This window comes from Bradyrhizobium sp. HKCCYLRH1030 (genome assembly GCF_051168395.1).
Taxonomy (GTDB): Bacteria; Pseudomonadota; Alphaproteobacteria; order Rhizobiales; family Xanthobacteraceae; genus Bradyrhizobium.
Window position 1 is genome coordinate 1,050,957 of record NZ_JBNPUY010000002.1, and the last position, 24,984, is coordinate 1,075,940.

Genomic DNA, 24,984 nt, shown 5'->3' on the forward strand with positions numbered 1-24,984 from the left:
TGGCTGCAATCGGCGCGATCATTCATGGAGCGAAGTCGGTACCGTGCTCATCAAGTTGGCCGTGGCAATGTTTGCGAGAATACGGTCGTTGTTGATCATGATCGGCGCCGACAGAACGTCGCGCAGGTGGCGGCCGATCGAGAACTCGCCGTCGTTGCGATAGCCCGAGAGACCGCAGGCGCGCATGGCATGCATCACGGTCTCGACGGCAAGTTCAGAGGCCTGCACCTTCAATAGCGTGATGGAGGACTGGAAGTCGAGCGAACCCAGCGCCCGCTCGTCATACTCATGGGCGACGAAGGCATCCATGTTGGTGACGATCATTGCGCGCAGCCGGGCCAGCGCCATCTTCGCCGCGGTGTAATGCGCAGCTGCCGGCGGCATCTGTCCGCCGGCGCCGCGTGCGGCCTTGCGCAGGAAGCGCTGAGCGCGCTCCACGGCAGCCGCAGCGATGCCGGCCCAGGCCGACGACCAGCACAGATGTGCGAACGGCGTCATCGTCTGGCCGTGGATGCGCTCATAGGGCTCGGTGAACATGCGGTCGGAGGGACAACTCACCTCGAGCGCGAATCCTGTTGAGCAGGTGCCGCGCATGCCCAGCGTTTCCCAGCCAAGGGTGCGCGAGATCGTGTAGTCGTCCCTGGTCAGCGCCAGCAGCACCTGATCGGAGGCGGCGGCGCCGTCGGCGCGCCGTGCAATCGTGACGAGGCCATCGGCTTCCGCGCCATAGGAGATGACCGTGGCGTCGCGCTTCAGCGAGATGCGGCCATTCTCGTGGCCGACGGCCGCAGCGCTTGCGCGGATGTTGCCGCCGTTCTGTCCCTCGGTGGTGGACGAGGCCATCAGCAGCTGCTCGGATGCGATACGGCGCATCAGGGATTCCATGTAGGCGCTGCCGCGGCCGTGACGCACGAGGCAGGCGACCTTGGTCTGGTGCATGGCGAAGATCATGGCGCTGGAGGCGCAGGCGCGGCCGAGCGCATAGCAGGCATCGGCAATGTCGTGAATCGAGGCACCGAAGCCACCGAACTCGACCGGAATCTGCATCCCGAGCAGCTTGTGCTCGCGTGACGCATCGATTGCGGCCTTGGGGAAGCGGCCGTCACGGTCGACCTCGTCGGCTTCCGCGGCGGCCCGCGCGGCAACAGCGGCGGTCCGCTGCAGGAACAGGTCGCTGCGATCGAGCAGGAGGCTCTCGCCGTCGTCGGGGATCGGGTTTCGAAGCGCGGTTCCCTGGAGAGTCATGACCGATCGATACTCCGGATTTTGTCTCGTTGAGAGATCGGCACGTGCGTCCTCGCAAGATCAGGACAGATGCACTGCGCCTTCTTTGGGCTGCACGCAGGGTATGGATTTGATTCAAATACGTCGACGAAATTCAGGGTAAACGCCGCGCCATCGACGGGTGGGGGTTAATTCCTGGTTGTTTTGGTCCGAGAATTCTGGACCAAGCCGTTAGCGTTAAGACGAGTTCAGATTTGGAACGGGATGCGGCGTAACTCTTTCGACGCCGAATTGCATTATCTCCCTGCGCGAGCGTCGATCAGATCCGACGTGCCCGAACAAGCCGCGAGTGAAGAGGTCCCCATGCCGAGTTTCGATGTCGATGTCAGTCACAGGATCGTGGCGCTCGTGCGCGATATCCTCGCGCAGAACGCCACGGCCGCCGACGTGACGGCGGATGCAAAGCTCGTCGACATCGGGCTGACGTCCATGGACATGGTCAACCTGATGCTGGCGCTTGAGGCGGAGTTCGATTTCACCATTCCGCAGGAGCTGATCACGCCGGAGAACTTCCAGTCTGTCGCCACGCTGGAGCGTCTGGTGAGCGGTCAGCTGGCGGCAGCCAAGGCTGCCTGATCCAGTTGCCACGCCCCACGGATCATCGCGTCGCTGTTTTCAATTCGTCGCAAAGCTGGCATTCTCGTCTCCGTTGGAGATGGGGACGTCATGACGAAGGCTGTGCTTGGCATTATCGGCGGCTCGGGCATCTATGATCTGCCGGGACTGGAAGATGCCCGCGAAGAGGTGATCGCGAGCCCCTGGGGTGAGCCGTCGGCGCCGGTACGCCGGGGGACGATCGCGGGCCTGCCGATCGTGTTCCTGCCGCGCCATGACAAGGGACACCGGCTGTCCCCCTCCGACATCAATTATCGCGCCAACATCGACGTGCTGAAGCGCGCTGGCGTCACCGACCTGGTGTCGCTGTCGGCCTGCGGCTCGTTCAAGGAAGAGCTCCCGCCGGGCACCTTCGTGCTGGTCGATCAGTTCGTCGATCGCACCTACAAGCGCGAGAGCTCGTTTTTCGGCAAGGGGTGCGTCGCCCACGTGTCGATGGCGCATCCGGTTTCGCCGCGGTTGCGCATTCATCTGGCGGCGGCGGCCGAGGCGGAAGGCATCGCGATCGTGCGCGGCGGCACCTATGTCTGCATGGAGGGGCCGCAATTCTCGACCTATGCCGAGAGCATGACCTACAAGGCGTCAGGCTATTCGGTCATCGGCATGACCAACATGCCGGAGGCGAAGCTCGCCCGCGAGGCCGAGATCTGCTACGCGACGGTCGCGATGGTGACCGACTTCGACTGCTGGCATCCGGATCACGACGCCGTCACCGTGCAGGATATCATTCGCGTGCTCACCACCAACGCCGACAAGGCGAAATCACTGGTGGCGCGGCTCGCCCGCGAGTTTCCGCGCGAGCACGAACCGTGCCCGATCGGCTCCGACCGTGCGCTCGACACAGCCTTGATCACTGCGCCGGAGGCGCGCGATCCCGAGCTTCTGAAGAAGCTCGATGCGGTCGCAGGCCGTATCTTGCGCGGCTGAGGGGGGCGAACATGAAGGTGGACGGACGGCACTATCGCAGCATCTGGCTCGACTCCGACGGCTGGTCGGTCTGCGCGATCGATCAGCGCCGATTGCCGCACGAGTTCGTGGTGGCGAAGATCACGACATGCGAGGAGGCCGCTGACGCGATCCGCGGCATGCTGGTCCGCGGTGCGCCGCTGATCGGCGCTACCGCCGCGTTCGGCATGGCGCTGGCGATGCGCGACGACCGCTCCGATCCCGGCATCGACCGCGCCTACGAGATGCTGATCGCGACGCGGCCGACGGCGATCAACCTGAAATGGGCGCTCGACACGATGAGCACCATGCTGCGCCGGCTGGCGCCGTCGGAGCGTCGCGATGCGGCCTATTCCCGCGCCGTCGACATTGCCGGCGAGGACGTCACGATCAACCAGGGCATCGCCGCGCACGGCTTCGCGCTGATCGAGGCGGCCGCGGCGCGCAAGAAGCCGGGCGAAGTCGTGAACGTGCTGACCCACTGCAATGCCGGCTGGCTTGCGACCGTTGATTGGGGCACGGCGACCGCGCCGATCTATCTCGCGCACGATCGCGACATTCCGATCCATGTCTGGGTCGACGAGACCCGGCCGCGCAATCAGGGCGCCTCGCTGACTGCCTGGGAACTCGGGCATCACGGCGTGGCGCATACCGTCATCCCGGACAACACCGGCGGCCATCTCATGCAGCATGGGATGGTCGATCTCGCCATCGTCGGCACCGACCGCGTCGCCGCCAATGGCGACGTCTGCAACAAGATCGGCACCTATCTGAAGGCGCTGGCCGCGCATGACAATGGTGTGCCGTTCTATGTCGCGCTGCCGTCGCCCACGATCGACTTTGCCGTTGCCGAGGGACGGCAGATCCCGATCGAACAGCGCAGTGCGCAGGAGGTGACCGAGATGACCGGCCGCACCGCCGACGGCCGCATCGAGACCGTGCGCATCGTGCCGCCGGGATCGCCAGTCGCGAACTACGGCTTCGACGTCACCCCGGCCCGGCTGGTGAGCGGGCTGATCACCGAGCGTGGCGTGCTGCGGGCCGACGGCGCAGCACTGGCGGCGGCTTTTCCGGAGCGGGCCAAACAGACGAACTATTGAGATCAGCGTCGTTGCGAGCGCAGCGACGCAATCAAGAATCCCACGAAGCCTCTGGATTGCTTCGGCGCAAGTTCGCCGCGCAATGATGATCAGCGCAGGCTCAATCCCGTCGCCGCTTCCAGCTCCGCGATCGCCTGCGATGCGCTGACGACCTTGATCGTGGTCATGCCCATCTCGCGCGCCGGCTTCAGGTTGATGCCGAGATCGTCGAGGTAGACGCAGTCCGCGGGGCTGACTCCGAGCGTCTCGGTCATCATCTGGTAGATCCGGGGATCGGGCTTGCGCAGCCCGATCTTGGCCGATTCGATCACGTGATCGAACAGCACCATCACTTCCGCGACGTACAACGAGCGGCCGCCCTGGCTGCCGGTTGCGTTCGCCGGGAGATTGTTGGTGATGCAGCCGGTCTTGCATTCCGCCTTGATGCGGCGGAGGGCCTCGACCATGTCGGGCCGGAGATCGCCGGCGAGCAGCGGCAGCACCTCGCGCCCGCTGACCGCTGCGCCACCGAGTGCCAGCGACTCCTCGGCAAACAACCTATCAAACGTCTCGAGGTCGATTTCGGCGCGCTCGAATTTCGCCCAGGCGTTCTCGAGATGGTTGGCAGCATTGGTGTTGCGGATGATGTCGACGGGATAGCCGCGCTCCTTCTCGAACCGCGCGAATGCCTCGAACGGCGATGTCGTCATCACGCCACCGAAATCAAAGATCACCGCCTCGACCATGTCAGTCCCGTCCTCGCTCGATCCCTGGATGATCGCTAGCACGGGACGCCGCACTTGGCGACCTCGGCGGCAGCCGCTATTGCTGCCGCGATGAAGCCGTCTCACGCAATCATTGCAGCCGCCGTCCTGCTCGCGCCATCGCCAATCCTTGCCATCGTCGGCAACGCGCCGGCGCTGAATGACGGCATCGGCCGCTCCGTGGTCACGATCGTCGGCTCGCGCGGCAATTTTTGCAGCGGCGCGCTGATTGCTCCGAAGCTGGTGCTGACCGCCGGACATTGCGTGCAGCCGGGGCTCGATTACCGCATCGTGGAATACGATCGTGACCGCAAGCCGGTTCTCAAGACGGTCCGGAGGGTGGCGGTGCATCCGAGCTTCAGCGTGCAGGCCATCCTGGCGCATCGTGCCACCGCCGATGTCGCGCTGCTGGAATTGGAGGCGCCCGCGGACGCGCGCGTGCCGGTGGCGCTCGGCGTGCCGCAGCCGCCGCTTGCCGCCGGCAACGCGTTCACGGTCGCAGGGATCGGCGTCGCGATTCCCGGCGACGGCAAGAGCGGCGGCGTGGTGCGTGGGGCGGCGTTGGTTGCGACGGGCAAGCCAGGCACGTTGCAAATCCGGCTGGTCGATCCGGCGACGCAAGGCGCGCGGTCCGGACTGGGCGGATGTACCGGCGACTCCGGCGGCCCTGCGTTCGAGACGCAGCCGCGGGGTCAGGTGCTGATCGGCGTCATCTCATGGTCGACCGGACCGAATCTCGGCGCCGGCTGCGGCGGCATGACCGGCGTCACGCCGCTCACGCTATATCGCGATTGGGTCGCACAAATCGCGCGGCAATGGGGCATGCCGCTCAGCGGAAATTGAGATCGTTCAGGGCTGGGTTGCGGCTCGCCGTCGCGGGTTGACCATCGTCGTGATCGGGTTCAGCCTGTCACGCGAGGAAACACCATCAAGACCAAAGCCCAGGGACTCACATGAACGTCATCGCGCCCATCCGGGAGGCCGCGTCCTCGCACGCGACCGAACACTTCGACGTGCTGATCGTCGGCGCCGGCATCTCCGGCATCGGCAGCGCCTATCAGCTGAGCAGGCAGATGCCCGACAAGCGTTTCGTGATCCTGGAGAGCCAGGACAGCTTCGGCGGCACCTGGCGGACGCACCGCTATCCCGGCATCCGCTCCGACAGCGACCTGCATACGTTCGGCTACAGCTTCAAGCCATGGGTCGGGCCGCCGATCGCGACCGCGGAAGAGATCCTCAAATACATGGGTGACGTGATCGAGGAGAACGATCTCGGCCGGCACATTCGCTATGGCCACCGCATCGTGTCGGCGAGCTGGTCGAGCGCGACCGGTCTCTGGACGGTGCAGGCGGTGAAGGGCAGGGATCAGCAGCCCGCCACCTTTACAACGAATTTCCTCTGGATGTGCCAGGGCTACTACCGCCACTCGAAGGGCTACACGCCGGAGTGGCCGGACATGGCGGAGTTCAAGGGCCGCATCGTGCATCCGCAGGTGTGGCCCGAGGATCTCGATCTCACGGGTAAGCAGGTCGTGGTCATCGGCTCCGGTGCGACCGCCGCGACCATCCTGCCATCGATCGCGGGCCAATGCGCACACGTGACCATGCTGCAGCGCTCGCCGACCTACTTCCGCATCGGCCGCAATGCGATCGAGCTGGCCGAGGAGCTGCGGAGACTGCAGGTGAAGGAGGAATGGATCCATGAGATCGTCAGGCGCAAGATCCTGTTCGAACAGGATTGGTTCACCAAGCGCTGCCTGACCGAGCCCGACCAGGTGAAGAAGGAGCTGATCGGCCAGATCAGCGCCATCCTCGGACCCGACTACACCGCCAAGCACTTCACGCCGAGCTACCGTCCGTGGCGGCAGCGCATCGCCTTCGTACCGGACGCAGACCTGTTCGAAGGCATCAAGAGCGGAAAGGCTTCGGTCGTGACCGACGAGATCGAGCGGTTCACGCAAGACGGCATCAAGCTGAAGTCCGGCGACGAGCTCAAGGCCGACATCATCGTCACCGCGACCGGCTTCGATCTTTGCGTGCTCGGCGATATCGCATTCTCGATCGACGGCAAGCCGCTCGACTTCGCCGACACCGTGACCTATCGCGGCATGATGTTCACCGGCGTGCCGAACCTAGCCTGGGTGTTCGGCTATTTCCGCGCCAGTTGGACGTTGCGCACGGACCTCGTCGCGGATTTCGTGTGCCGCCTGCTCGCGCACATGAAGGAAAAAGGCGTGAGCAAGGTCGTGCCGGCGCTGCGCCCGGAGGATCACAACATGCCGCTGCTGCCATGGATCGACCCGGAGAACTTCAACCCCGGCTACATGATGCGCAACATGCACCTGCTGCCCAAGCGCGGCGATAAGCCGGAGTGGCAGCACAGCCAGGACTATTGGAGCGAGAAGGACCAGATCCCGGCAATCGATCTGGATGATCCGGCGTTCGTGTATGGGTGAGCTTTTGACGGCCGGCGTGCCGCTCCAAAGACGGCGTCGTCCCCGCGAAAGCGGGGGTCCATAGCCACCGGCAGGTGTGTTGGGCACAACGTCAACTTTCGTCCCGCCTCAAGCAGCATCACGCGGTATCGGTCCCGGGTCGGCGCCCGCCGGCGCTTCGCGCCGCAGGGCTTGCGCGGGACGGCAGTGATGGTTGGGGCACGCTGGTCGGCCCGCCTCATCCCTCCCGCCGCGTCACCCCCGTCGCGACCGCCGCGGCGGCGGTGCGGTTCTCGACGCCGAGCTTGGCGTAGATCTGCTCGAGGTGCTTGTCGACGGTGCGCGGACTCAGTCCCAGAATCTGCGCGATGTCGCGGTTGGTCTTGCCCTTGGAGAGCCATGACAGCACCTCGCCCTCGCGCGTGGTGAGACCGAACTCGCTGGAGAACTCCTTGGGCAGCTCACCGGAGGACTCCTTGGCGAGCCGCAGCAGGAACTCGTTGGGCCCGGCTCCGCCCATGTAGTAGAGGCGCAGTTCGGGATGATCCGGGATCGAAGCGGCGGCCTTCGCACCGCCCTTGCCGTTCTGCGCCTGATCCAGCCACAGCCGCAGCGCCTCCGGCAGCACGAGGTCGTCGGCGGTGCCAAGACTGTCCGACAGCAGCTTCTGCGCCTGCGGCGTTGCCCACATCAGCCGTCCCTCACGGTTGACGGCAAGCAGGAAGCGGCCGGAGACATCGAGTGCGGCGCGCGCGCTCTGCGTCATCCGGGCGTTCGCGAGATGCACGCGGATGCGCGCCAGCATTTCCGAGACCGCGATGGGCTTGGTGACGTAATCGACGCCGCCGGCCTCCAGTCCTTTCACGATATGCTCGGTATCGGCGAGCCCGGTCATGAAGATCACGGGGACGTTGGAGAGGCCGGCCTCGCGCTTCAGCTTGCGGCACGTTTCGAAGCCGTCCATGCCCGGCATGACCGCGTCGAGCAGGATGATGTCCGGCGTGATCTGGTCGACGATGCGCATCGCGGCCGCGCCGTCGAGCGCCACCATCACGGTCATGCCGGCGCTATCCAGCGCGTCGGTGAGCAGCCGAAGCGTTTCTGGCGAGTCGTCGACCACCAGCGCGACGTCACGCTTCCTGCTGTCAGTGCTCATAGGCATGCAAGGTCTTCAGAGTTGCCATGTACTGATCGAGATCGAAGCGGTCAACGAGCGTGCGCATATGTGCGACGAAGTCGGCATGCTCCGGATGCGCATTGCGGATCTCGTCGAGCTTGAGCTGAATGGCCCTGATGTAGCCGATCTGGCCGAGGCTCATCAACTCCTCGACATAGTTGAGCGGGGGCCTGGATCCGGTGTCCGGCCGCCAGCGTGGCGAAACCACGGGGATATCGGTCTGGTAGCTCCATTCGAGCTTCAGCAATTGACGTATCGCCTCCAGCAGCCTTGGGATGTCGATCGGCTTCATCAGGTAGCTGTCGTGAAATGGTTGCGCCAACGGCCGGCCGTGCGCTTCGAGCGCGCTCGCAGATGTCATCAGGATCCGGGCCTGATGATGACCGCTGTTGCGCAAGGTCTCGGCCACTGTCCAGCCGTCCATGCCGGGCATCGAGATGTCCAGAACGAACAGATCCGGCTGGCAATGTTGTGCAAGCGCGAGGCAGGCGGGACCGTCGGGCGCGCTCAGCAGGATGAAGCCGAGCGGCGTCAGCACCTCGCGCAGGAGGTCGCGATGCACAGGATCATCGTCGGTGATCAGAATCGTCCTGCGCGGCCCGAGATAGCCGGCCACCGGCGCCTTCACCGGTGGATGCCGTGTCGGGTTGGTGACCTCCGACAGCAGGATCTTGACCTTGAACGTGCTGCCCGCGCCGACTTTGCTCACGACCTTGATGTCGCCGCCCATGACGCCGGCGAGCAGACGGCTGATCGTCAGGCCGAGCCCCGTACCTGTCTGCGGCTGCGCAACCCCGAGCGCGCCGCGCTCGAAGGGCGCGAAGATGCGCTCCAGATCGTCAGGCTGGATGCCCGGACCGGTGTCGATCACCTCGAATTCGGCCACCGGGCTCCGATAATGCACGACGAACTGGACGCTGCCTTCCCCAGTGAATTTGATGGCATTCGACAGCAGGTTGATCAGGATCTGGCGCAGCCGCTTCTCGTCGGCATAGACGACCAGCGGCAGTACGGCAGGCCGCTTGAACACGAAGTCGACGCCCTTCGCCGCAGCCTGCAATCGGAACATGCCCACGAGCTGATCGAGGAATTCGCTCAGGCGGACCTCGTCGCGCGACAGATAAAGTCGCCCGGCCTCGATCTTGGAAATATCGAGAATGCCGTCGATCAGGCCGGACAGATGATCGGCGCTGCGGCGGACGACGCGGACCTGGTCCCGCGGCTTCGGTGCAAGGCTCGTGTCCTGCTCGAGCAGTTGCGCATAGCCGGAGATCGCGTTCAGCGGCGAGCGCAGCTCGTGGCTGAGGCCGACGACATAGCGGCTCTTGGCGAGATTGGCCGACTCCGCCACCTCCTTGGCGCGTTGCAGCTCGGCGTCAGTGCGCTTGTGCGCCTCGATCTCCTGAATCAACAGCTGCGTCTGCCGGCGCGTCTCGGCCTCGGCGGCGCGACGGCTCTGCTGCGCCAGCACGAACAGCCAGGTCACCACGCCGATGATGATGGACAGGGCGAAGAACACCTTCCACAGCACGTCGGAGATGATGCCCTTGAAGCCCGGGAGCGCCGCCGAGGTCTCCAGATAGATCATGCCGAGCGTCAGTGCGACGAGCCCGGCCGATGTCAGAAATACACCGACATAGTGACCGAGCTGCGAGTTGATCTTGGCCAGCAACGACTCTGGCAGCATGCCGCTGAGCGCCGCTGCGACCTGCGCCTGTGCCCGCGCGTGCGGCTTGCACAGGTCGTGGCAGCGGGCGTCGAGCGAGCAGCACAGCGAGCAGATCGGACCCGCATAGGCCGGGCAAGAGGCGGTGTCCTCCGGCTCGAACTGATGCTCACAGATGCAGCATTGGATCCGCTCGATGTTCTGCCAGCTCCGCTTTGGCTTGCGTGCCAGATAGTATTTGCCGTCGGTCAGATAGGCGATCGCAGGCGCGGTGACGAGCGCGACGCCGAGCGCGACGAAGGTCGACAGTGCCTTTCCGGTCGGCCCGAACAGGCCATAGAAGGCGCTGATCGAGACGATCGTCGCGATCGTCATCGCGCCGACACCGACCGGGTTGATGTCGTAGAGATGGGCTCGCTTGAACTCCATCTGCGGCGGGCGCAGGCCCAGCGGCTTGTTGATCACGAGGTCGGCCACTAGTGCGCCGACCCAGGAGATCGCGATGTTGGAGTACAGCGCCAGCGTCTGCTCCAGCGCCTTGTAGACGCCGATCTCCATCAGCAGCAGCGCGACGACGACGTTGAACACCAGCCACACGACGCGCCCCGGATGGCTGTGCGTCAGACGCGAGAAGAAGTTCGACCAGGCGATCGAGCCGGCATAGGCGTTGGTGACGTTGATCTTGATCTGGGAGACGATCACGAAGGTGCCGGTCAACGCAAGCGCCAGGTCCGGCCGGGCCAAGACATAGCGGAACGCCTCCAGATACATGTGCGCGGGTTCGGCTGCGTGGTCGGCGGAGACTCCGTGGCTCAGCGCGAAAAAGGCGAGGAACGAGCCTGCCAGCAGCTTCAGTGCCCCGAGCACGATCCAGCCGGGGCCAGCCGACAGCAGCGCGATCCACCACGAGCGCTTCGATGTGCGGCTGTCGCGCGGCAGGAAGCGCAGGAAGTCGACCTGCTCGCCGATCTGGGCGACCAGCGAGAACACGACCGCCGCCGCGGTCCCGAACAGCGCCAGATCGAGATGGCCCATGGGATCGCCGTGCTCGCCGGGAAACTGCTGCCATTCGACAAAGGAGTGCGGGCTGGCATAGGCGATTGCGGCAAAGGGCAGGATGTGCAGCACGACCCATAGCGGTTGCGTCCATAGCTGGAAGCGACTGATCAGGGTGATGCCGTAGGTGACGAGCGGGATGATGACGACGGCGCTGATGAGATAGCCGATCGGCCGGGGAATGCCGAAGCACATCTCCAGCGCCGAAGCCAGGATGACCGCCTCGATGGCGAAGAAGATGAAGGTGAACGACGCGTAGATCAGCGAGGTGACGGTCGAGCCGATATAGCCGAAGCCGGCGCCGCGGGTCAGCAGGTCGATGTCGATGCCGCATTTGGCCGCATGATAGGCGATCGGCAGGCCGCAACAGAAGATGATGACGCTGGCGACCAGGATCGCGGCGGTCGCGTTGGTGACGCCATAGTTCAGCGTAATGGTGCCGCCGATGGCCTCGAGTGCGAGGAACGAGATCGCGCCCAGCGCGGTGTTGGCGACGCGGGCGGCCGACCAGCGCCGTGCGCTCTTGGCCGTGAAACGGAGCGCATAGTCCTCCAACGTCTGGTTGGCGACCCACTGGTTGTATTGGCGCCTGACGCGGTCGATCCGCTGCCGCCCTGCCACTCTCGAACTCCTCACCCGCGAGCGCTTGTCCGCACGCTCGTCCTGCCCCTCGCAAGACTTACGCAGAGCCTACGTCGCGCTTTTGCGGTGCAGTATACGCAATCTTGCGTATCCGTGCGTTGCACAAAGCGCGCCATCCTTCGTCTGACCCAACGCGTGTCCTCGAACCAAATAAATGGGGTGCTCATGTCAGACGAAACGAAAAAGGGCCTGAAGTCGCCGCTTCGGCGCCAATTGCTGATGGGAATGGCCGCGATCCCGGCGCTGGCCATGATGCCGCGGCCGTCCTTCGGCGCCGGCCCCGCAACCTCCGCTGTCAACACTACCGGCCTTGCAGTCACGGATAGCGAAGTCACCGTCGGTATTCTGCATTCGGTCACAGGCACCATGGCGATCTCCGAGACCGGGTCAGTGCAGGCCGAGAAGCTCGCGATCGAGCAGATCAATGCCGCGGGCGGTGTGCTCGGCCGCAAGATCAAGTACATCCAGGAAGACGGCGCGTCCGACTGGCCGACCTTCGCCGAAAAGGCGAAGAAGCTGCTGGTCAACGACAAATGCGCCGCCGTGATGGGCTGCTGGACCTCCGCCTCCCGCAAGGCGGTGCTGCCGGTGTTCGAGCAGTACAACGGCATGCTATACTACCCGACCTTCTACGAAGGCCTCGAGCAGTCCAAGAACGTCATCTACACCGGCCAGGAAGCCACCCAGCAGATCATCGCCGGCCTCGACTGGGTCAACAAGACCAAGGGCGCGAAGACCTTCTATCTGCTCGGCTCCGACTACATCTGGCCGCGCACCTCGAACAAGATCGCGCGCAAGCACATCGAGGGCCATCTGCAGGGCTGCAAGGTCGTCGGCGAGGAATACTTCCCGCTCGGCCACACCCAGTTCAATTCGGTCATCAACAAGATCAAGCTGACCAAGCCGGACGTGATCTACGCGATCATCGTCGGCGGCTCCAACGTCGCGTTCTACAAGCAGCTCAAGGCGGCCGGCATCGACATGTCGAAGCAGACGCTGCTCACCATCTCCGTGACCGAGGACGAAATCGACGGCATCGGCGGCGAGAACATCGCGGGCGCCTACGCCTGCATGAAGTACTTCCAGTCGCTCGACAATCCGAACAACAAGACCTTCGTCGCCGAATTCAAGAAGATGTGGGGCGAGAAGACCGTCATCGGCGACGTGACGCAAGCCGCTTACCTCGGTCCGTGGCTGTGGAAGCTGACGGTGGAAAAGGCCGGCAGCTTCGACATCGACAAGGTCGCCGCCGCCTCGCCTGGCATCGAGTTCAAGGGCGCGCCGGAAGGCTACGTTCGGATCCACGAGAACCACCATCTCTGGTCCAAGACCCGCGTCGGCCGCGCCAAGGCGGATGGTCAGTATGAGCTGATCTACGAGACCGCCGACTTGGTCGAGCCCGATCCGTTTCCGAAGGGCTACCAGTGAGCTGATCTGTCGCGTCTCATAGCAACAGGCGAATGAGATCGCTGATGCTGCTGCGCGGGAAGTGCGCTCCCTCCCCCCTTGTGGGGGAGGGCTGGGGAGGGGGGTACCCCACCCGCAGCTCGGCGCGGAGGCCCCCCTCCCTAGCCCTCCCCCACAAGGGGGGGGGGAGCGATCTTGGCTGCGGACACACTGTGCCGGCGCCGATCCATTTTGCAGCAGGGCATCACGAGAGGACGGATCATGTTCGGTGACTATTCCATCGGCGACCTCGGGGCCATCTTCGCGATGCAGGGCTTCGCGGGCCTCATCCTGTTTTCGGTCTATGTGCTGATGGCGCTGGGGCTTGCCATCATCTTCGGCCAGATGGGCGTCATCAACATGGCGCATGGCGAGTTCATGATCCTCGGCGCCTACGTCACCTGGATGACGTCGAACGCCTTCCAGCATTTCCTGCCCTCGTTGTTTCCTGGCTACTTCTTCGTCGCGATGATCTTCGCCTTCATCGCCTCCGGATCCCTCGGCATGCTGGTCGAGTGGGCGATGATCCGCCGTCTCTACAGGCGGCCACTCGACACGCTGCTCGCCACCTGGGGTCTCAGCCTGATCCTGCAGCAGGCCTATCGTTCCGTGTTCGGCGCGCGCGAGGTCGGCGTCGAGTTGCCGGATTGGATGATGGGCTCTTGGCAGGCGACCGACGCCATCCAGATCCCAATCAACGGCATGTTCGTGATGTGCTTGACCATCCTGATCACGATCGTCGTGGCCTACGTGCTGTTCCTGTCGCGCTGGGGCAAGCAGGTGCGCGCTGTGGTGCAGAACCGCGTCATGGCGGGCGCCGTCGGCATCAACACCGAGAAAGTCGACCGCTACACCTTCGGCCTCGGCTGCGGCATCGCCGGGGTCGCCGGCTCCGCCTTCACCATGATCGGCTCGACCGGTCCGACCGCCGGACAGCTCTACATCGTCGATACGTTCCTGGTCGTCGTGTTCGGCGGCGCCGCCAGCCTGCTCGGTACCATCGCATCGGCCTTCACCATCTCCCAGGCGCAGTCGACCATGGAGTTCTTCATGTCCGGCTCGATGGCCAAGGTGCTCACGCTGTTGGCGATCGTCGCGATCCTGATGCTGCGCCCCCAGGGGCTGTTTGCCCTGAAGGTCCGCAAATAGCCGAAACGCGCAGGGAATAGGGAATCAGAAGGCACGGTCATGATCATCAACACGCGCTTCTTCAACCGCTCCGAGCTCATCGGCTTCGCTTCGCTGCTGCTGCTGCTCGTCGTCATCCTGCCGCTGGCACTCGACATCTTCCGCCTCAACCTCGTCGCGAAGTATCTGACGTATTCCTTCGTCGCGATCGGCCTGGTGCTGTGCTGGGGCTATGGCGGCATTCTCAGCCTCGGGCAGGGCGTGTTCTTCGGCCTTGGCGGCTACTGCATGGCGATGTTCCTCAAGCTGGAAGCCTCCAGCGTCGCCAACACCAAGATCCAGTCGACGCCGGGCATTCCGGACTTCATGGATTGGAATCAGCTGACGCAGCTGCCGTTCTTCTGGAAGCCGTTCCAGAGCTTCCCGTTCGCGCTCGCCGCGATCATCCTGGTGCCGGCGATCTTCGCCTTCATCATCGGCGCTGCGATGTTCAAGCGGCGGGTCGGCGGCGTGTACTTCGCAATCATCACCCAGGCGATCGCGGCGATCATGACGATCCTGATCGTGGGACAGCAGGGCTACACCGGCGGCATCAACGGCATCACCGACCTGCGCACGCTGCACGGCTGGGACATCCGCACCGACCACGCCAAGTACATCCTCTACTTCGTCGAGGTGTTCTTCCTGTTCGCAGCGATCCTCGTCGCCCAGTTCATCCGGCTGACCAAGCTCGGCCGCATCCTGGTGGCGATGCGTGAGCAGGAGGACCGGGTCCGCTTCTCCGGCTACAGCGTCGCCAATTTCAAGATCTTTGCTTTCTGCGCGGCCGCCGTGTTCGCCGCAGTCGGCGGCGCGCTGTTCACCTTGGAAGTCGGCTTCATGTCGCCGTCCTTCGTCGGCATCGTGCCGTCGATCGAGATGGTGATCTACACCGCGGTCGGCGGCCGGCTCTCGATCTTCGGCGCGGTCTACGGCTCGCTCCTCGTCAACTTTGCCAAGACCAGCCTCTCGGAGACGTTCCCGCAGCTCTGGCTGTTTGGCCTGGGAGCGCTGTTCATCGCCGTCGTCCTCGCTTTCCCAAACGGCCTCGCCGGCATCTGGGGCGACTACGTGCAGCCGCGCATCGACAAGCTACTGGCCTCCCGCACCAAGAAATCCGGCAATGGCGGCCTCGTCGCCAACGGCGCCCCCGCAGAGTGAGGACACAGCGATGCTCATCGGTCATCAGCCCAAGGAATTCCTGCTCGCGGTCGAAGCGCTCACCGTGTCGTTCGACGGCTTCAAGGCGGTCAACGATCTCTCCTTCTATGTCGAGGAGAACGAGATCCGCGTGATCATCGGCCCGAACGGCGCAGGCAAGACCACTGTGCTCGACCTGATCTGCGGAAAGACCAAGGCGACCTCGGGCTCGATCCAGTTCCGCGGCAAGGAGCTGACGAAGCTGCGCGAGAACGAGATCGTCAAGGCCGGCGTCGGCCGCAAGTTCCAGACGCCGTCGGTGTTCGAGGATCTCACCGTGTTCGAGAATCTCGAGATCTCGTTTCCGCGCGGTCGCACCGTTTTCGGCTCGCTGACTTTCCAGCGTGACGCCGCAGTCAAGGATCGCGTCGAGGAGGTCGCCGAGATGATCTTCCTCAAGGATCGTCTCAAGACCTCGGCGGCCGTGCTCAGCCACGGTCAGAAGCAGTGGCTCGAGATCGGCATGCTGCTGATCCAGAACCCGGACCTTCTGATGCTCGACGAGCCCGTCGCCGGCATGAGCGTCAGCGAGCGCGCCAAGACCGCCGAGCTGCTGAATCGCATCATCAAGGACCGCTCGGTGCTGGTGATCGAGCACGACATGAAGTTCGTCGAGGACATCGCTCACAAGGTCACCGTGCTGCACCAGGGCCAGATCCTGTCCGAAGGGACGATGGAGCGAGTCAAGAACGACCCCAAGGTCGTCGAAGTCTATCTGGGGCACTGAGCCGATGCTCGGGAAATCGCTCGATCCACACCCTCGCTGCGCCCCCCTCCCCCTTGCGGGGAGGGGTCGGGGGTGGGGGTCCACACGGGCAGTCTCGCCCGGAGCCACCCCCCTCCCCAACCCTCCCCCACAAGGGGGGAGGGAGCTTAGTGCCAATGCCGCTCGATCGGCCGTCTCACTCCCTCTTGCATAGGAAGATATCCGATGCTCGCAATCTCCGATCTCCATGTCGCCTATGGCCAGAGCGAGGTGCTGCATGGCCTGAACGTCAAGGTCGCGCCCAACGAGATCGTTGCGATCATGGGGCGCAACGGCATGGGCAAGACCACGCTGATGAAGTCGCTGATGGGCATCCTTCCGGCCAAGAGCGGTTCGATCGCGATGGACGGCGCCGAGCTCGCAAGCCTGAAGAGCTATGAGCGTGTCGCCAAGGGCCTCGCTTACGTGCCGCAGGGCCGCATGATCTTCTCGACCATGACGGTGAAGGAGAACATCGAGACCGGGCTCGTCGTGTCCGGCGGGTCCGAGGTGCCCGGCGACATCTACGAGCTGTTCCCGGTGCTGCTGGAGATGAAGGGACGCCGTGGCGGCAATCTCTCCGGCGGCCAGCAGCAGCAGCTCGCGATCGCGCGCGCGCTCGCCACCAAGCCGAAGGTGCTGCTGCTCGACGAGCCGACCGAGGGCATCCAGCCGTCGATCATCAAGGAGATGGCGCGCACCCTGAAGCGCATCCGCGACGAGAAGGGGCTGTCGATCGTCGTCTCCGAGCAGGTGCTGAGCTTTGCGCTCGACATCGCCGACCGCGTGCTGGTGATCGAGAACGGCGAGATCGTCCGCGACGATCCGCGCGACCAGGTCGATGCTGCGCAGGTCTCGAAATATCTGTCCGTCTAACCACTCCGTGCAAGCAAGTAACAAGGGGAGCTTCTGATGCCTGACACACTGATCAAGGTCGATCTGACCAAATCGGCCTACGAGAACGACAAGGTGCACAATCGCTGGCACCCTGACATTCCGATGGTGGAGTGGGTCAATCCGGGTGACGACTTCATCATCGAGACCTATGACTGGACCGGCGGCTTCATCAAGAACAACGACTCCGCCGACGACGTGCGCGACATCGACCTGTCGATCGTGCACTTCCTGTCCGGCCCGATCGGCGTCAAGGGCGCCGAGCCTGGCGACCTCCTGGTCGTCGACCTGCTCGATGTCGGTCCGCTGAAGGAGAGCCTGTGGGGCTTCAACGGCTTCTTCTCCAAGCAAAACGGCGGCGGCTTCCTGACCGACCATTTCCCGCTGGCGCAGAAGTCGATCTGGGACATCAAGGGCCTCTACACCTCGTCGCGCCACGTGCCCGGCGTGAACTTCGCTGGCCTCATCCATCCCGGCCTGATCGGCTGTCTGCCCGATCCGAAGCTGCTCGCGACCTGGAACGAGCGTGAGAATGCGCTGATCGCCACCAACCCGACCCGTGTGCCCGGTCTCGCCAACCCGCCGTTCGCGCCGACCGCGCATGCCGGCCAGGCCAAGGGCGACGTCAAGGCCAAGATCGGCGCCGAGGGCGCCCGCACCGTGCCGCCGCGCGAGCATGGCGGCAATTGCGACATCAAGGACCTGTCGCGCGGCTCGAAGATCTACTTCCCGGTCTACGTGCCCGGCGGCGGCCTCTCGATGGGCGACCTGCACTTCAGCCAGGGCGACGGTGAGATCACCTTCTGCGGCGCCATCGAGATGGCGGGCTGGCTGCACATCAAGGTCGACGTCATCAAGGATGGTGTGGCGAAGTACGGCATCAAGAACCCGATCTTCAAGCCGTCGCCGATCACGCCCAATTATCGCGACTACCTGATCTTCGAGGGCATCTCGGTCGATGAGACCGGCAAGCAGCACTATCTGGACGTCCACATCGCTTATCGCCAGGCGTGTCTCAACGCCATCGAGTACCTGAAGAAGTTCGGCTACTCCGGCGCCCAGGCCTATTCGATCCTCGGCACCGCGCCGGTGCAGGGCCACATCTCCGGCGTGGTCGACGTGCCCAACGCCTGCGCCACCTTGTGGCTGCCGACCGAGATCTTCGACTTCGACGTGATGCCGTCGTCGGCGGGTCCGATCAAGCACATCAAGGGCGACATCCAGATGCCGATCTCGCCGGACAAATAACGATCTCCCTGCGCGATGGGTGCGGGACGGCAGCGTATTCGCCGCCCCGCATCCGCCGCGCGTGAGTTGATGACGATTGTTGCGCAGGAGACGAGACGATGCCGGTCTATGAATATCTCTGTGATGCATGCGGTCCGTTCACGGACATGCGTCCGATGGCGGAATGTGATGATCCGCAGGTCTGTCCGCAATGCCAGGACATGGCGCCGCGCGTGATCCTCACCGCGCCCGCCTTCGCCTGCATGCCGGCGGAGCGGTGCACGGCGCATGCCACCAACGAGCGCAGCCGTCACGCGCCGCAGACGGTGGCCGAGTACAAGGCCAAACACGGTGCAGGCTGCGGCTGCTGCGGGCCTAAGAAATCGCCGCGGCTGATGACCAAGACCAGGAGCGGCGCCAAGGGCTTTCCGACGGCGCGGCCCTGGATGATCAGCCACTGAACGAACGCGAGGGGCGGCGCGTCCGCCCCTCAGCGTGACGCCGGCACGCGGCGCGGACCCGGACCCGCCGGCTGGCCGCCGAACTTGACGGTCATCGCGTTGGCGCCGTCGCTGATGTCGACCAGCGTCTTGCGGCTGTCGTCGATCACCTTGGCAGATTTGCGCTTGAAGCCGTCGACCAGCTCGCGCATCGACTTGATCTGGTCGAACAGCTGGCCGGGATTGCCGTCGGCAAATCCGGGAATGGCGCCGTCGATCTTGGTCACGAGCGTGTCGAAGCCCTTGAAGATGTCCTCGGCCTTGTCGATCGCGGAGTCGAACGCCGCGGTCTTGGCCTGCAGCGAGGCCGTCTCGGACTCGAAGGTCTGCAGCGCCTCCTTGATGGCCGGTGCGTTGCTGACGACGTATTTGTCGATGTTGTGCACCGTCTCGACCATCGTCTCCTGATCCTTCAGGTCCGCCGTGAGCACCGGCACGCCGTCGCGATCCAGCGGCACCGGCGGTGCCGTCGGCGCGCCGCCGACCAGCGAGATCGCGGCGATGCCGGTCAGGCCCTGGAACTCGATGCCGGCGGTGGTGTCCTTGCGGATCGGCGCGGACTTGTCGAGCGTGATCATGGCAACGATCTTGCGCGGGCTTTCCAGATTGATCGACAGGATCTGCCCGGCCTGCACGCCGTCGAAATTCACCGGCCCGCCCTTGCGCAGGCCCGCCGCCGAGCCGCCGTCGAACACGACGCGCATCATGCTGCGCTGCTCGGCAAGGCGATGCTTCTGCTTGATCAGGACGCCGCTGATCCCGGCCGCGACGGCCGCGATCGTCAGGGTTCCCACGATGAGATTGATCGCGCGCATTCCGTGCCCACTGCTGTCTCGCTCGATTTTAGCCGCTATGTCTCCCGGTTGAAAGCTCAGCGCGCAAGGCCCGGCCGGGAGGGCGCGGCGAGGCCGGCCAGCAGCACCGCCAGGATACCGGTGAGAAAAATGCCATCGAACGTCCCGGCACCGCCGATCGAGGCCACGGGCGCGCCAAGGCTGCCGATCTTGTCGAGGTTCATCAGGTCGGCGCCGACCAGCGTGCCCATCGAGCCGCCGATATAGGCCAGCGGCGCGGCATATTCGCGCGACAGCAGGAACGCCAGGATCGCGGTCACGACGACCGGCGCGAAGACCGGCACGGCGATGCCGACGCCCTCCACCGGCGTCGCCATCGCGTGGATGATCACGGCGATCACCAGCACCGCGATCGCGGCGCGCAGCCAGAGCTGGTAGCGCAGCATGAGATAGGTCGACATGATCGTCGGGATCACGGCGCCGCCGACATTCACAGCGAGCAGGGTGCCGGGCCATTGATGCACCAGCGGCACGACATATTGCATGCCGAAAAAGTCGATGATCTCGCCGGAGCGCGCGACCTGCCCGGGCAGCATGGTGATCGGAATGTTGAAATAGCTGCCGACCAGCGAGCCGAACAGCAGCAGCATCGCGGTGCCCGAGCTGACGCCGAGCTTCATGTAGGCGTAGCGCAGGATGCCGAGCTGGATCAGGACGATCAGGACGCCGAACGCCAGCACCAGGATGGCGAAGAAGACCGGCGTGATTGGCAGATATTGGACCTGGGAATGCATGTCGGAAGCGCTTGGGTGTGAGCCTTGCTGAGCCCGTGGGATCATCCCACGGGAGCGGCAGGGTGACAAATGGGCATTCGTCGCCTGGTTCCCGAGAGCGGCCATGCTCGTGTTCATTTGCCCGCAGCGATCATTGTGGCGTGCAGCACATAACGCTCGGGCCCCGGTGTCAGGGCGTCGAATGGCCAGCAGGTCGACAGCACCAGTTCGGCGCTCTCGGTCCCTGGATCGATCCCCGAGGCATCGAAGCGCACCACACGGGCGGCGTCGGCGCGATAGCGGAACGTCTTGCCGTCACGCCTGACGATGTCGATCTCTTCGCCGATTTTGATGTCGCGCAGGAAGCGGAAATGCGTGTCGCGGTGCGCGGAGTACACCGCGACGCCCGGCTCGCCCGGCTCGGCGCTGCCTTCGACATGGCCGGCACCGAAGGCGAGCGCCTGGCCGCTGGAGCCGGCCAGCGCGATGGTGGAGACGCCGAGGCGCTTCACCTCGATGCGCGCCACCGGGACCGTGTCGGCCCAGGACCAGGGCTTGGCGGCATGGCCGGTCGCAACGGTCTGGCTGAACGCGCGGTCGAGCAGCACTTGCGCGAGAACGGCCTTGGCGTGGATGAAGGCGCCGTGGCCGAACAGGATGAGACCGACGAGCGCGACGGCGAGCGGGGTGACGAAGCGGGGCATTCTCTCTCCTCCCGTCATTGCGAGGAGCGAAGCGACGAAGCAATCCAGAGTCGGGTCCTGAGCCCTGGATTGCTTCGCTTCGCTCGCAACGACGTGCTCCTTAGTTGGCAACTCGTCGCCTGATCGCGACGAGCCAGATCAGTTCGAGCATCAGCACGCCCAACCCGAGCAGCATGCTCAGCTCGGCATCGGTCGCCGTCTTCGGCAGGGTGATCGTCGCGGGCGACGCTGGCACCACCGGTCGCTTCACCGCGGCGAGCTGGACGTCGCCGTCGGCCTCAGCGCGGCGCTCGTTCTGCATTGCCGGCACCCGGCCGTGCTCGCCGAACACCTTCTCGAAGTCCCAGCCGGCCGGCAGGTTGATCGGCAACTCGGCGAGCCTCAGCGGCTCGCCGTCGGGACGGCGCGGCGTCTTGTCGACGGCGACGAGGCTGGTCAGGCGCGTCACCAACTGATGCTCCAGCGCCAGCTTGAGAATGGCGCCGTCGGCTTCCTCCGGCGTCATCTGCCGCATGGTCCTGGCCACCTCGGCGTCGCCGATCTTGCGCCGCGCCCACAGCTTTGAGAGGCCCTTGCCCTCGGCGGCGCCGGACAGCGGCAACGTGATGGTCCATGGCTGGTCGCCGATGCGGCCCTTGAGCTGCAGCGATCCGGCGAGACGGTCGATCTTGGCGGCGAGCACGAGCGGCTCGTTGCGATAGACGTCCGGCAGCACGGCTGGCGTGAGATCGGCGGAGGCCTCCGAGAAGCTCGCGCTGAGCCCGGTCACGATCGGGTTCTCGAGCTTGGCGAAGAGATCGCGCATGCGCCCCTCGACCTGCTCGACCGAGCCGATATGGGTGAAGGCGCCGCGGCCAAGCTCTGAGGCGCGGGTCATCAGATAGGTGTTCGGCGCCGAGCCGATGCCGACCATGAAGATGCGCGAGCGGCCGCGCATTGCGGTAATGGTCTCGAATAGCTGCTGCTCGTTGCCGATGGCGCCATCGGTGAGGAATACCACCTGTCGCACGCGGTCGCCGTCGCTGCCATCATCGGTCAGCGCCGCGCGCATCGCCGGCACCATCTCGGTGCCGCCGCGCGCGTCCAGCGAACTCACGAAGCTGGTGGCGCTGCCGACATGCTCGGCATCGGCCGGCACCGAGGCGGGGAAGAGCACCGTCATGGTGTCGTCGAAGCGGATCACGTTGAAGCGATCGTTCGGCTGCAGCCGTCCCAGCGCATAGAGCAGGCTGGCCTTGGCCTGGCGGATCGAGGTGCCGCCCATCGAGCCGGAATTGTCGATCACGAAGATGACGTCGCGCGGCTGCGGGCGCTGCGCCGTTGCAGCCACCGCCGGCGGCGTGACGAAGGCGAGCAGATAGTCGGCGTCGCCAACCTGCTCGTGAAACAGCCCGACCGACGGCATCGTCGCAGCGGCCGGCTTCCAGGTCAGCTCGAAGTCGCGGTCGGCCGGCACCACGCCCTCGGCCAGGGTGACGACTCGCGTCTTCGCATCGGGGCTGTCGATCGTCACCTGGTGATGGTGGCTCTTGACCTCGCCGAGCGCAAAGCCGGCCTGCAGCCGCACCGCGATCCTGGTTGGATTGACCGGATCATTCTTGGCCGGATCGAGCACCTCCGGGGAGATGCGTTTGCGGTCCGGTACCGGATCGTTCGCAGCGGCGCCCCAGCCGTTGCTATCAGGGCGCAAATCGACGCTCTGCACGATCGGCGCCGGATTGTAGCGCGGCGCGACGACCAGCGGCACCCGCAGCGAGAATTCGCCGGCCGCCTGCGCCACCGGCTGCTGATATTCGATCTGCACCAGCACGGTTTCGCCGGGGCCGATATTGGCGAGCGAGTTGGTGAAGATGTTCGGCCGCTCCTGCTCGGTCAGCGCCGCGGTCTTGCCGTCGCGCTTGGCCTGCTCGTAGATCACCTTGGCCTGTTCGCGCGGCTTGATGTCGCCGACCACGACGCGGTCGCCGACGATCATCTTCAGCGTGTCCACCGCGCTGTCCGGCGGCAGCGGATAGACATAGACCGCCTCCATCCATTGCGAACTCGTGTTCTTGAACAGTTGCGTCACGCGCGCCCGCGCCGTCGGCCCCGACACGACGATATCGACGTCGATGCCGAGCCGCGGCGCCTCGGCGTAACCGGCGTCGCTCTTGAACAGCAGCGCCCCGGAGCGGGCATCGCCCGGCCTGGTCAGCGGCGCCAGCGGCCCTTCGGCGGACCAGCCAGGGGTGACGCTGAGAAACAGCGCCGTGAAGCCGACCAGCAGCACGGCGGCGGCCTGCAGCAGCAGGAATAGCAGCATGGTCACGATCCACGACCGGACCGGATGGGTGCTGCTTCTGATATCGTGGTCCATCGTCTCGCTCATCATTGGCTCCGCAACGAACAATTTCGGCATGCCGACACTGAGCGCAGCCCGCCAGCGCCGCGAGCGGAATGGTCGGTCTTGTTCGGCCGCCGCCCGCCCGCGCATGTCCGGTGGTGGTCGAGAGCGCGGCTGATCTGTCCGGGTTTGTGCTGATTTGTCCGTCTGCTAGAAGAGGTGCGCACCACGCGGCAGGGGACAGGATGTCGATACCGGACAACAGCGAGCTTTCCGACGAACAGAGCCGGCAGGTCGCGGAGACCATCCGCGAGGAGATTGCGCGGCGCCGGATGTCGCGGCAGGCGCTGGCGGAGCAGGCCAAGCTGAGCCTCTCGACCCTGGAGAAGGCCCTCGGCGGCCGCCGCCCGTTCACGCTCGCTACCATCGTCCGGCTCGAGCAGGCGCTCGGCATGTCCCTGCGCAAGCCGCCGAGTGCACCTCTCGCCGCACCTGCCGCAAGCGGCGGCATTGCGCCCGACAGCCTCGGCTCCTATTCGCGGCGGGCTGTGGAGTGGATCGAGGGCACCTACGTCACCTTGCGGCCGTCATTCGGCGACAAGGACGCCGTCTATGCGTACCGCACCGACATCGTCTGGGACGATGCGGCGTCGTCGCTGGTGTTTCGCGAGGGCGCGCGGCTCGATGCGGCGTTCACGCAGTTCGGCGAGGTCGCCGTGCCCAACCAGTCCGGCTTCGTCTACCTCGTCACCAACCGCCACGGCCAGCACCGGCTGATCACGGTGTCGCGTCCCACCATTACCGGCGAGATGTACGGCATCATCACGACCTTGCTCGCCGGCCGCGGCTCGCTGCTGACACCGATCGCCGCGCCGATCGCGCTGCTGCCGCTGCGCAATGTCGATGAGCCGAGCTTCGGCCGGCTCGGCGCGGATGACCGGCACTACCCGCTGTATCGCGAGCACCTGCGCAAGACGGTCGAGGAGCCGTTCGCGCTGTTCGTGCAGGGCGTGCCGTGACGTGTTGGGCGCAAAACTCACCACCGTCATTGCGAGGAGCGAAGCGACGAAGCAATCCAGAGTCTCGCACTCAGCCTGGATTGCTTCGCTTCACTCGCAATGACGGAGCATGTTGGGGGGGGGCGGCATCGCCTCAACGCACCCCCGTCATCCCGGCGAACGCCGTGATCCATAACCATAGGGCGTGGGTTGAGGCAGGATAGTCATGAGCATCTCGCCCCTCATGTCTGCTGCGGCGTATAGGTCCCGGATCGGCGCCGCGGCGTGCTGGCGCACGTCACGGCTTGTCCGGGACGACGGGAGGGGAGATCGGATTCACATCTCAAACAGCGCGAACGTTGCGAGCAATTCGGGTCTCAGCAACGCTCGGAAATTGTGAAAGAGGGGCACAAAGATACAGTCTCGCGGCGGGTGACGCCCGAGCTATGCGACCGGTTCGTCCCTCCTGAAAGTGCAGAGGGCGCAGGGAATGCCGGGTGAAGGCCTCACCCATGGCCCGCCTGCGAAAAGAATGCAGGCGGCAGGTACC

21 protein-coding genes are annotated in these 24,984 nt (G+C 65.0%); 13 read left to right on the plus strand and 8 right to left on the minus strand.

The genetic code is table 11. The features are described from left to right. Positions 1–18: 18 nt before the first annotated feature. Positions 19–1,245 (minus strand): acyl-CoA dehydrogenase family protein, encoded by a 1,227-nt coding sequence (locus ACQR1E_RS10140; protein WP_316185581.1) that lies wholly within the window; start codon positions 1,243–1,245, stop codon positions 19–21. Between the two features lie 342 nt (positions 1,246–1,587). On the opposite strand from ACQR1E_RS10140, the gene ACQR1E_RS10145 reads away from it, so the two are divergent. From ACQR1E_RS10145 to mtnA, 3 genes are all read left to right on the plus strand, one after another. Then, entirely contained in the window at positions 1,588–1,860 is a 273-nt protein-coding gene (locus ACQR1E_RS10145) for a phosphopantetheine-binding protein (protein ID WP_315717167.1), read from the plus strand. A gap of 90 nt (positions 1,861–1,950) precedes the next feature. Then, positions 1,951–2,826, plus strand: a complete 876-nt coding sequence (locus ACQR1E_RS10150) for an S-methyl-5'-thioadenosine phosphorylase (protein ID WP_316165677.1) — start codon at positions 1,951–1,953, stop codon at positions 2,824–2,826. Positions 2,827–2,837: 11 nt separating this feature from the next. Beyond that, positions 2,838–3,944 (plus strand): S-methyl-5-thioribose-1-phosphate isomerase, encoded by a 1,107-nt coding sequence (mtnA, locus tag ACQR1E_RS10155; RefSeq protein ID WP_315717039.1) that lies wholly within the window; start codon positions 2,838–2,840, stop codon positions 3,942–3,944. 89 nt (positions 3,945–4,033) lie between these two features. Here mtnA and ACQR1E_RS10160 read toward each other — a convergent pair whose 3' ends face one another. Next, positions 4,034–4,669 carry an HAD-IA family hydrolase gene (locus ACQR1E_RS10160; RefSeq protein ID WP_315750818.1) on the minus strand — a complete coding sequence of 212 codons (636 nt, stop codon included), beginning with the start codon at positions 4,667–4,669 and terminating at the stop codon, positions 4,034–4,036. Positions 4,670–4,759: 90 nt separating this feature from the next. Between ACQR1E_RS10160 and ACQR1E_RS10165 the strand changes: the two genes are divergently transcribed. Continuing rightward, positions 4,760–5,530, plus strand: a complete 771-nt coding sequence (locus ACQR1E_RS10165) for a S1 family peptidase (protein WP_409999278.1) — start codon at positions 4,760–4,762, stop codon at positions 5,528–5,530. 110 nt (positions 5,531–5,640) lie between these two features. Further along, positions 5,641–7,143: a flavin-containing monooxygenase gene (locus ACQR1E_RS10170; protein WP_315750821.1), complete on the plus strand. Its 1,503-nt coding sequence runs from the start codon at positions 5,641–5,643 to the stop codon at positions 7,141–7,143. Positions 7,144–7,360: 217 nt separating this feature from the next. Here ACQR1E_RS10170 and ACQR1E_RS10175 read toward each other — a convergent pair whose 3' ends face one another. Beyond that, positions 7,361–8,278 carry a response regulator transcription factor gene (locus tag ACQR1E_RS10175; protein ID WP_315750850.1) on the minus strand — a complete coding sequence of 306 codons (918 nt, stop codon included), beginning with the start codon at positions 8,276–8,278 and terminating at the stop codon, positions 7,361–7,363. Then, entirely contained in the window at positions 8,268–11,642 is a 3,375-nt protein-coding gene (locus ACQR1E_RS10180) for a hybrid sensor histidine kinase/response regulator (RefSeq protein WP_316195115.1), read from the minus strand. The genes ACQR1E_RS10175 and ACQR1E_RS10180 overlap by 11 nt, the downstream gene beginning before the upstream one ends. Before the next feature lie 186 nt (positions 11,643–11,828). On the opposite strand from ACQR1E_RS10180, the gene urtA reads away from it, so the two are divergent. From urtA to ACQR1E_RS10215, 7 genes are all read left to right on the plus strand, one after another. Further along, positions 11,829–13,091 (plus strand): urea ABC transporter substrate-binding protein, encoded by a 1,263-nt coding sequence (gene urtA / locus ACQR1E_RS10185; RefSeq protein ID WP_316187897.1) that lies wholly within the window; start codon positions 11,829–11,831, stop codon positions 13,089–13,091. Between the two features lie 240 nt (positions 13,092–13,331). Then, the gene (urtB, locus tag ACQR1E_RS10190; protein ID WP_316165667.1) at positions 13,332–14,258 is read left to right on the plus strand and encodes an urea ABC transporter permease subunit UrtB; all 927 of its coding nucleotides are present in this window, start codon (positions 13,332–13,334) and stop codon (positions 14,256–14,258) included. Between the two features lie 39 nt (positions 14,259–14,297). Then, positions 14,298–15,437 (plus strand): urea ABC transporter permease subunit UrtC, encoded by a 1,140-nt coding sequence (gene urtC / locus ACQR1E_RS10195; RefSeq protein ID WP_315751134.1) that lies wholly within the window; start codon positions 14,298–14,300, stop codon positions 15,435–15,437. A 10-nt stretch (positions 15,438–15,447) separates the two neighbouring features. Beyond that, positions 15,448–16,203 carry an urea ABC transporter ATP-binding protein UrtD gene (gene urtD / locus ACQR1E_RS10200; RefSeq protein ID WP_315751135.1) on the plus strand — a complete coding sequence of 252 codons (756 nt, stop codon included), beginning with the start codon at positions 15,448–15,450 and terminating at the stop codon, positions 16,201–16,203. Between the two features lie 204 nt (positions 16,204–16,407). Further along, positions 16,408–17,097 carry an urea ABC transporter ATP-binding subunit UrtE gene (urtE, locus tag ACQR1E_RS10205; RefSeq protein ID WP_315751136.1) on the plus strand — a complete coding sequence of 230 codons (690 nt, stop codon included), beginning with the start codon at positions 16,408–16,410 and terminating at the stop codon, positions 17,095–17,097. A 36-nt stretch (positions 17,098–17,133) separates the two neighbouring features. Further along, positions 17,134–18,363, plus strand: a complete 1,230-nt coding sequence (gene fmdA, locus ACQR1E_RS10210) for a formamidase (protein WP_315827910.1) — start codon at positions 17,134–17,136, stop codon at positions 18,361–18,363. A gap of 98 nt (positions 18,364–18,461) precedes the next feature. Beyond that, complete coding sequence (locus ACQR1E_RS10215; protein WP_434896984.1) at positions 18,462–18,803, plus strand: FmdB family zinc ribbon protein; 342 nt, start codon at positions 18,462–18,464, stop codon at positions 18,801–18,803. A 29-nt stretch (positions 18,804–18,832) separates the two neighbouring features. On the opposite strand, the gene ACQR1E_RS10220 is transcribed toward ACQR1E_RS10215, so the two are convergent. The 4 genes from ACQR1E_RS10220 to ACQR1E_RS10235 form a co-directional block, all read right to left on the minus strand. Continuing rightward, positions 18,833–19,657, minus strand: a complete 825-nt coding sequence (locus ACQR1E_RS10220) for an MlaD family protein (RefSeq protein ID WP_434896985.1) — start codon at positions 19,655–19,657, stop codon at positions 18,833–18,835. 56 nt (positions 19,658–19,713) lie between these two features. Next, complete coding sequence (locus tag ACQR1E_RS10225) at positions 19,714–20,430, minus strand: DUF1614 domain-containing protein (RefSeq protein WP_315751140.1); 717 nt, start codon at positions 20,428–20,430, stop codon at positions 19,714–19,716. Positions 20,431–20,543: 113 nt separating this feature from the next. Then, the gene (locus ACQR1E_RS10230; protein WP_434896986.1) at positions 20,544–21,113 is read right to left on the minus strand and encodes a class GN sortase; all 570 of its coding nucleotides are present in this window, start codon (positions 21,111–21,113) and stop codon (positions 20,544–20,546) included. A 100-nt stretch (positions 21,114–21,213) separates the two neighbouring features. Further along, on the minus strand, positions 21,214–23,481 hold the full coding sequence (locus ACQR1E_RS10235; RefSeq protein ID WP_434843325.1) for a marine proteobacterial sortase target protein: 2,268 nt from the start codon (positions 23,479–23,481) through the stop codon (positions 21,214–21,216). A 200-nt stretch (positions 23,482–23,681) separates the two neighbouring features. Between ACQR1E_RS10235 and ACQR1E_RS10240 the strand changes: the two genes are divergently transcribed. Continuing rightward, a complete protein-coding gene (locus ACQR1E_RS10240; protein ID WP_315717055.1) occupies positions 23,682–24,455 on the plus strand; it encodes a helix-turn-helix domain-containing protein in 774 nt (257 codons plus the stop codon). Positions 24,456–24,984 lie beyond the last annotated feature (529 nt).

Coding starts and splice junctions, on each gene's coding strand:
- ACQR1E_RS10140 (WP_316185581.1), bottom strand. CDS start 1,245: ATGACTCTCCAGGGAACCGCGCTTCGAAACCCGATCCCCGACGACGGC.
- ACQR1E_RS10145 (WP_315717167.1), top strand. CDS start 1,588: ATGCCGAGTTTCGATGTCGATGTCAGTCACAGGATCGTGGCGCTCGTG.
- ACQR1E_RS10150 (WP_316165677.1), top strand. CDS start 1,951: ATGACGAAGGCTGTGCTTGGCATTATCGGCGGCTCGGGCATCTATGAT.
- mtnA (WP_315717039.1), top strand. CDS start 2,838: ATGAAGGTGGACGGACGGCACTATCGCAGCATCTGGCTCGACTCCGAC.
- ACQR1E_RS10160 (WP_315750818.1), bottom strand. CDS start 4,669: ATGGTCGAGGCGGTGATCTTTGATTTCGGTGGCGTGATGACGACATCG.
- ACQR1E_RS10165 (WP_409999278.1), top strand. CDS start 4,760: ATGAAGCCGTCTCACGCAATCATTGCAGCCGCCGTCCTGCTCGCGCCA.
- ACQR1E_RS10170 (WP_315750821.1), top strand. CDS start 5,641: ATGAACGTCATCGCGCCCATCCGGGAGGCCGCGTCCTCGCACGCGACC.
- ACQR1E_RS10175 (WP_315750850.1), bottom strand. CDS start 8,278: ATGAGCACTGACAGCAGGAAGCGTGACGTCGCGCTGGTGGTCGACGAC.
- urtA (WP_316187897.1), top strand. CDS start 11,829: ATGTCAGACGAAACGAAAAAGGGCCTGAAGTCGCCGCTTCGGCGCCAA.
- urtB (WP_316165667.1), top strand. CDS start 13,332: ATGTTCGGTGACTATTCCATCGGCGACCTCGGGGCCATCTTCGCGATG.
- urtC (WP_315751134.1), top strand. CDS start 14,298: ATGATCATCAACACGCGCTTCTTCAACCGCTCCGAGCTCATCGGCTTC.
- urtD (WP_315751135.1), top strand. CDS start 15,448: ATGCTCATCGGTCATCAGCCCAAGGAATTCCTGCTCGCGGTCGAAGCG.
- urtE (WP_315751136.1), top strand. CDS start 16,408: ATGCTCGCAATCTCCGATCTCCATGTCGCCTATGGCCAGAGCGAGGTG.
- fmdA (WP_315827910.1), top strand. CDS start 17,134: ATGCCTGACACACTGATCAAGGTCGATCTGACCAAATCGGCCTACGAG.
- ACQR1E_RS10215 (WP_434896984.1), top strand. CDS start 18,462: ATGCCGGTCTATGAATATCTCTGTGATGCATGCGGTCCGTTCACGGAC.
- ACQR1E_RS10220 (WP_434896985.1), bottom strand. CDS start 19,657: ATGCGCGCGATCAATCTCATCGTGGGAACCCTGACGATCGCGGCCGTC.
- ACQR1E_RS10225 (WP_315751140.1), bottom strand. CDS start 20,430: ATGCATTCCCAGGTCCAATATCTGCCAATCACGCCGGTCTTCTTCGCC.
- ACQR1E_RS10230 (WP_434896986.1), bottom strand. CDS start 21,113: ATGCCCCGCTTCGTCACCCCGCTCGCCGTCGCGCTCGTCGGTCTCATC.
- ACQR1E_RS10235 (WP_434843325.1), bottom strand. CDS start 23,481: ATGAGCGAGACGATGGACCACGATATCAGAAGCAGCACCCATCCGGTC.
- ACQR1E_RS10240 (WP_315717055.1), top strand. CDS start 23,682: ATGTCGATACCGGACAACAGCGAGCTTTCCGACGAACAGAGCCGGCAG.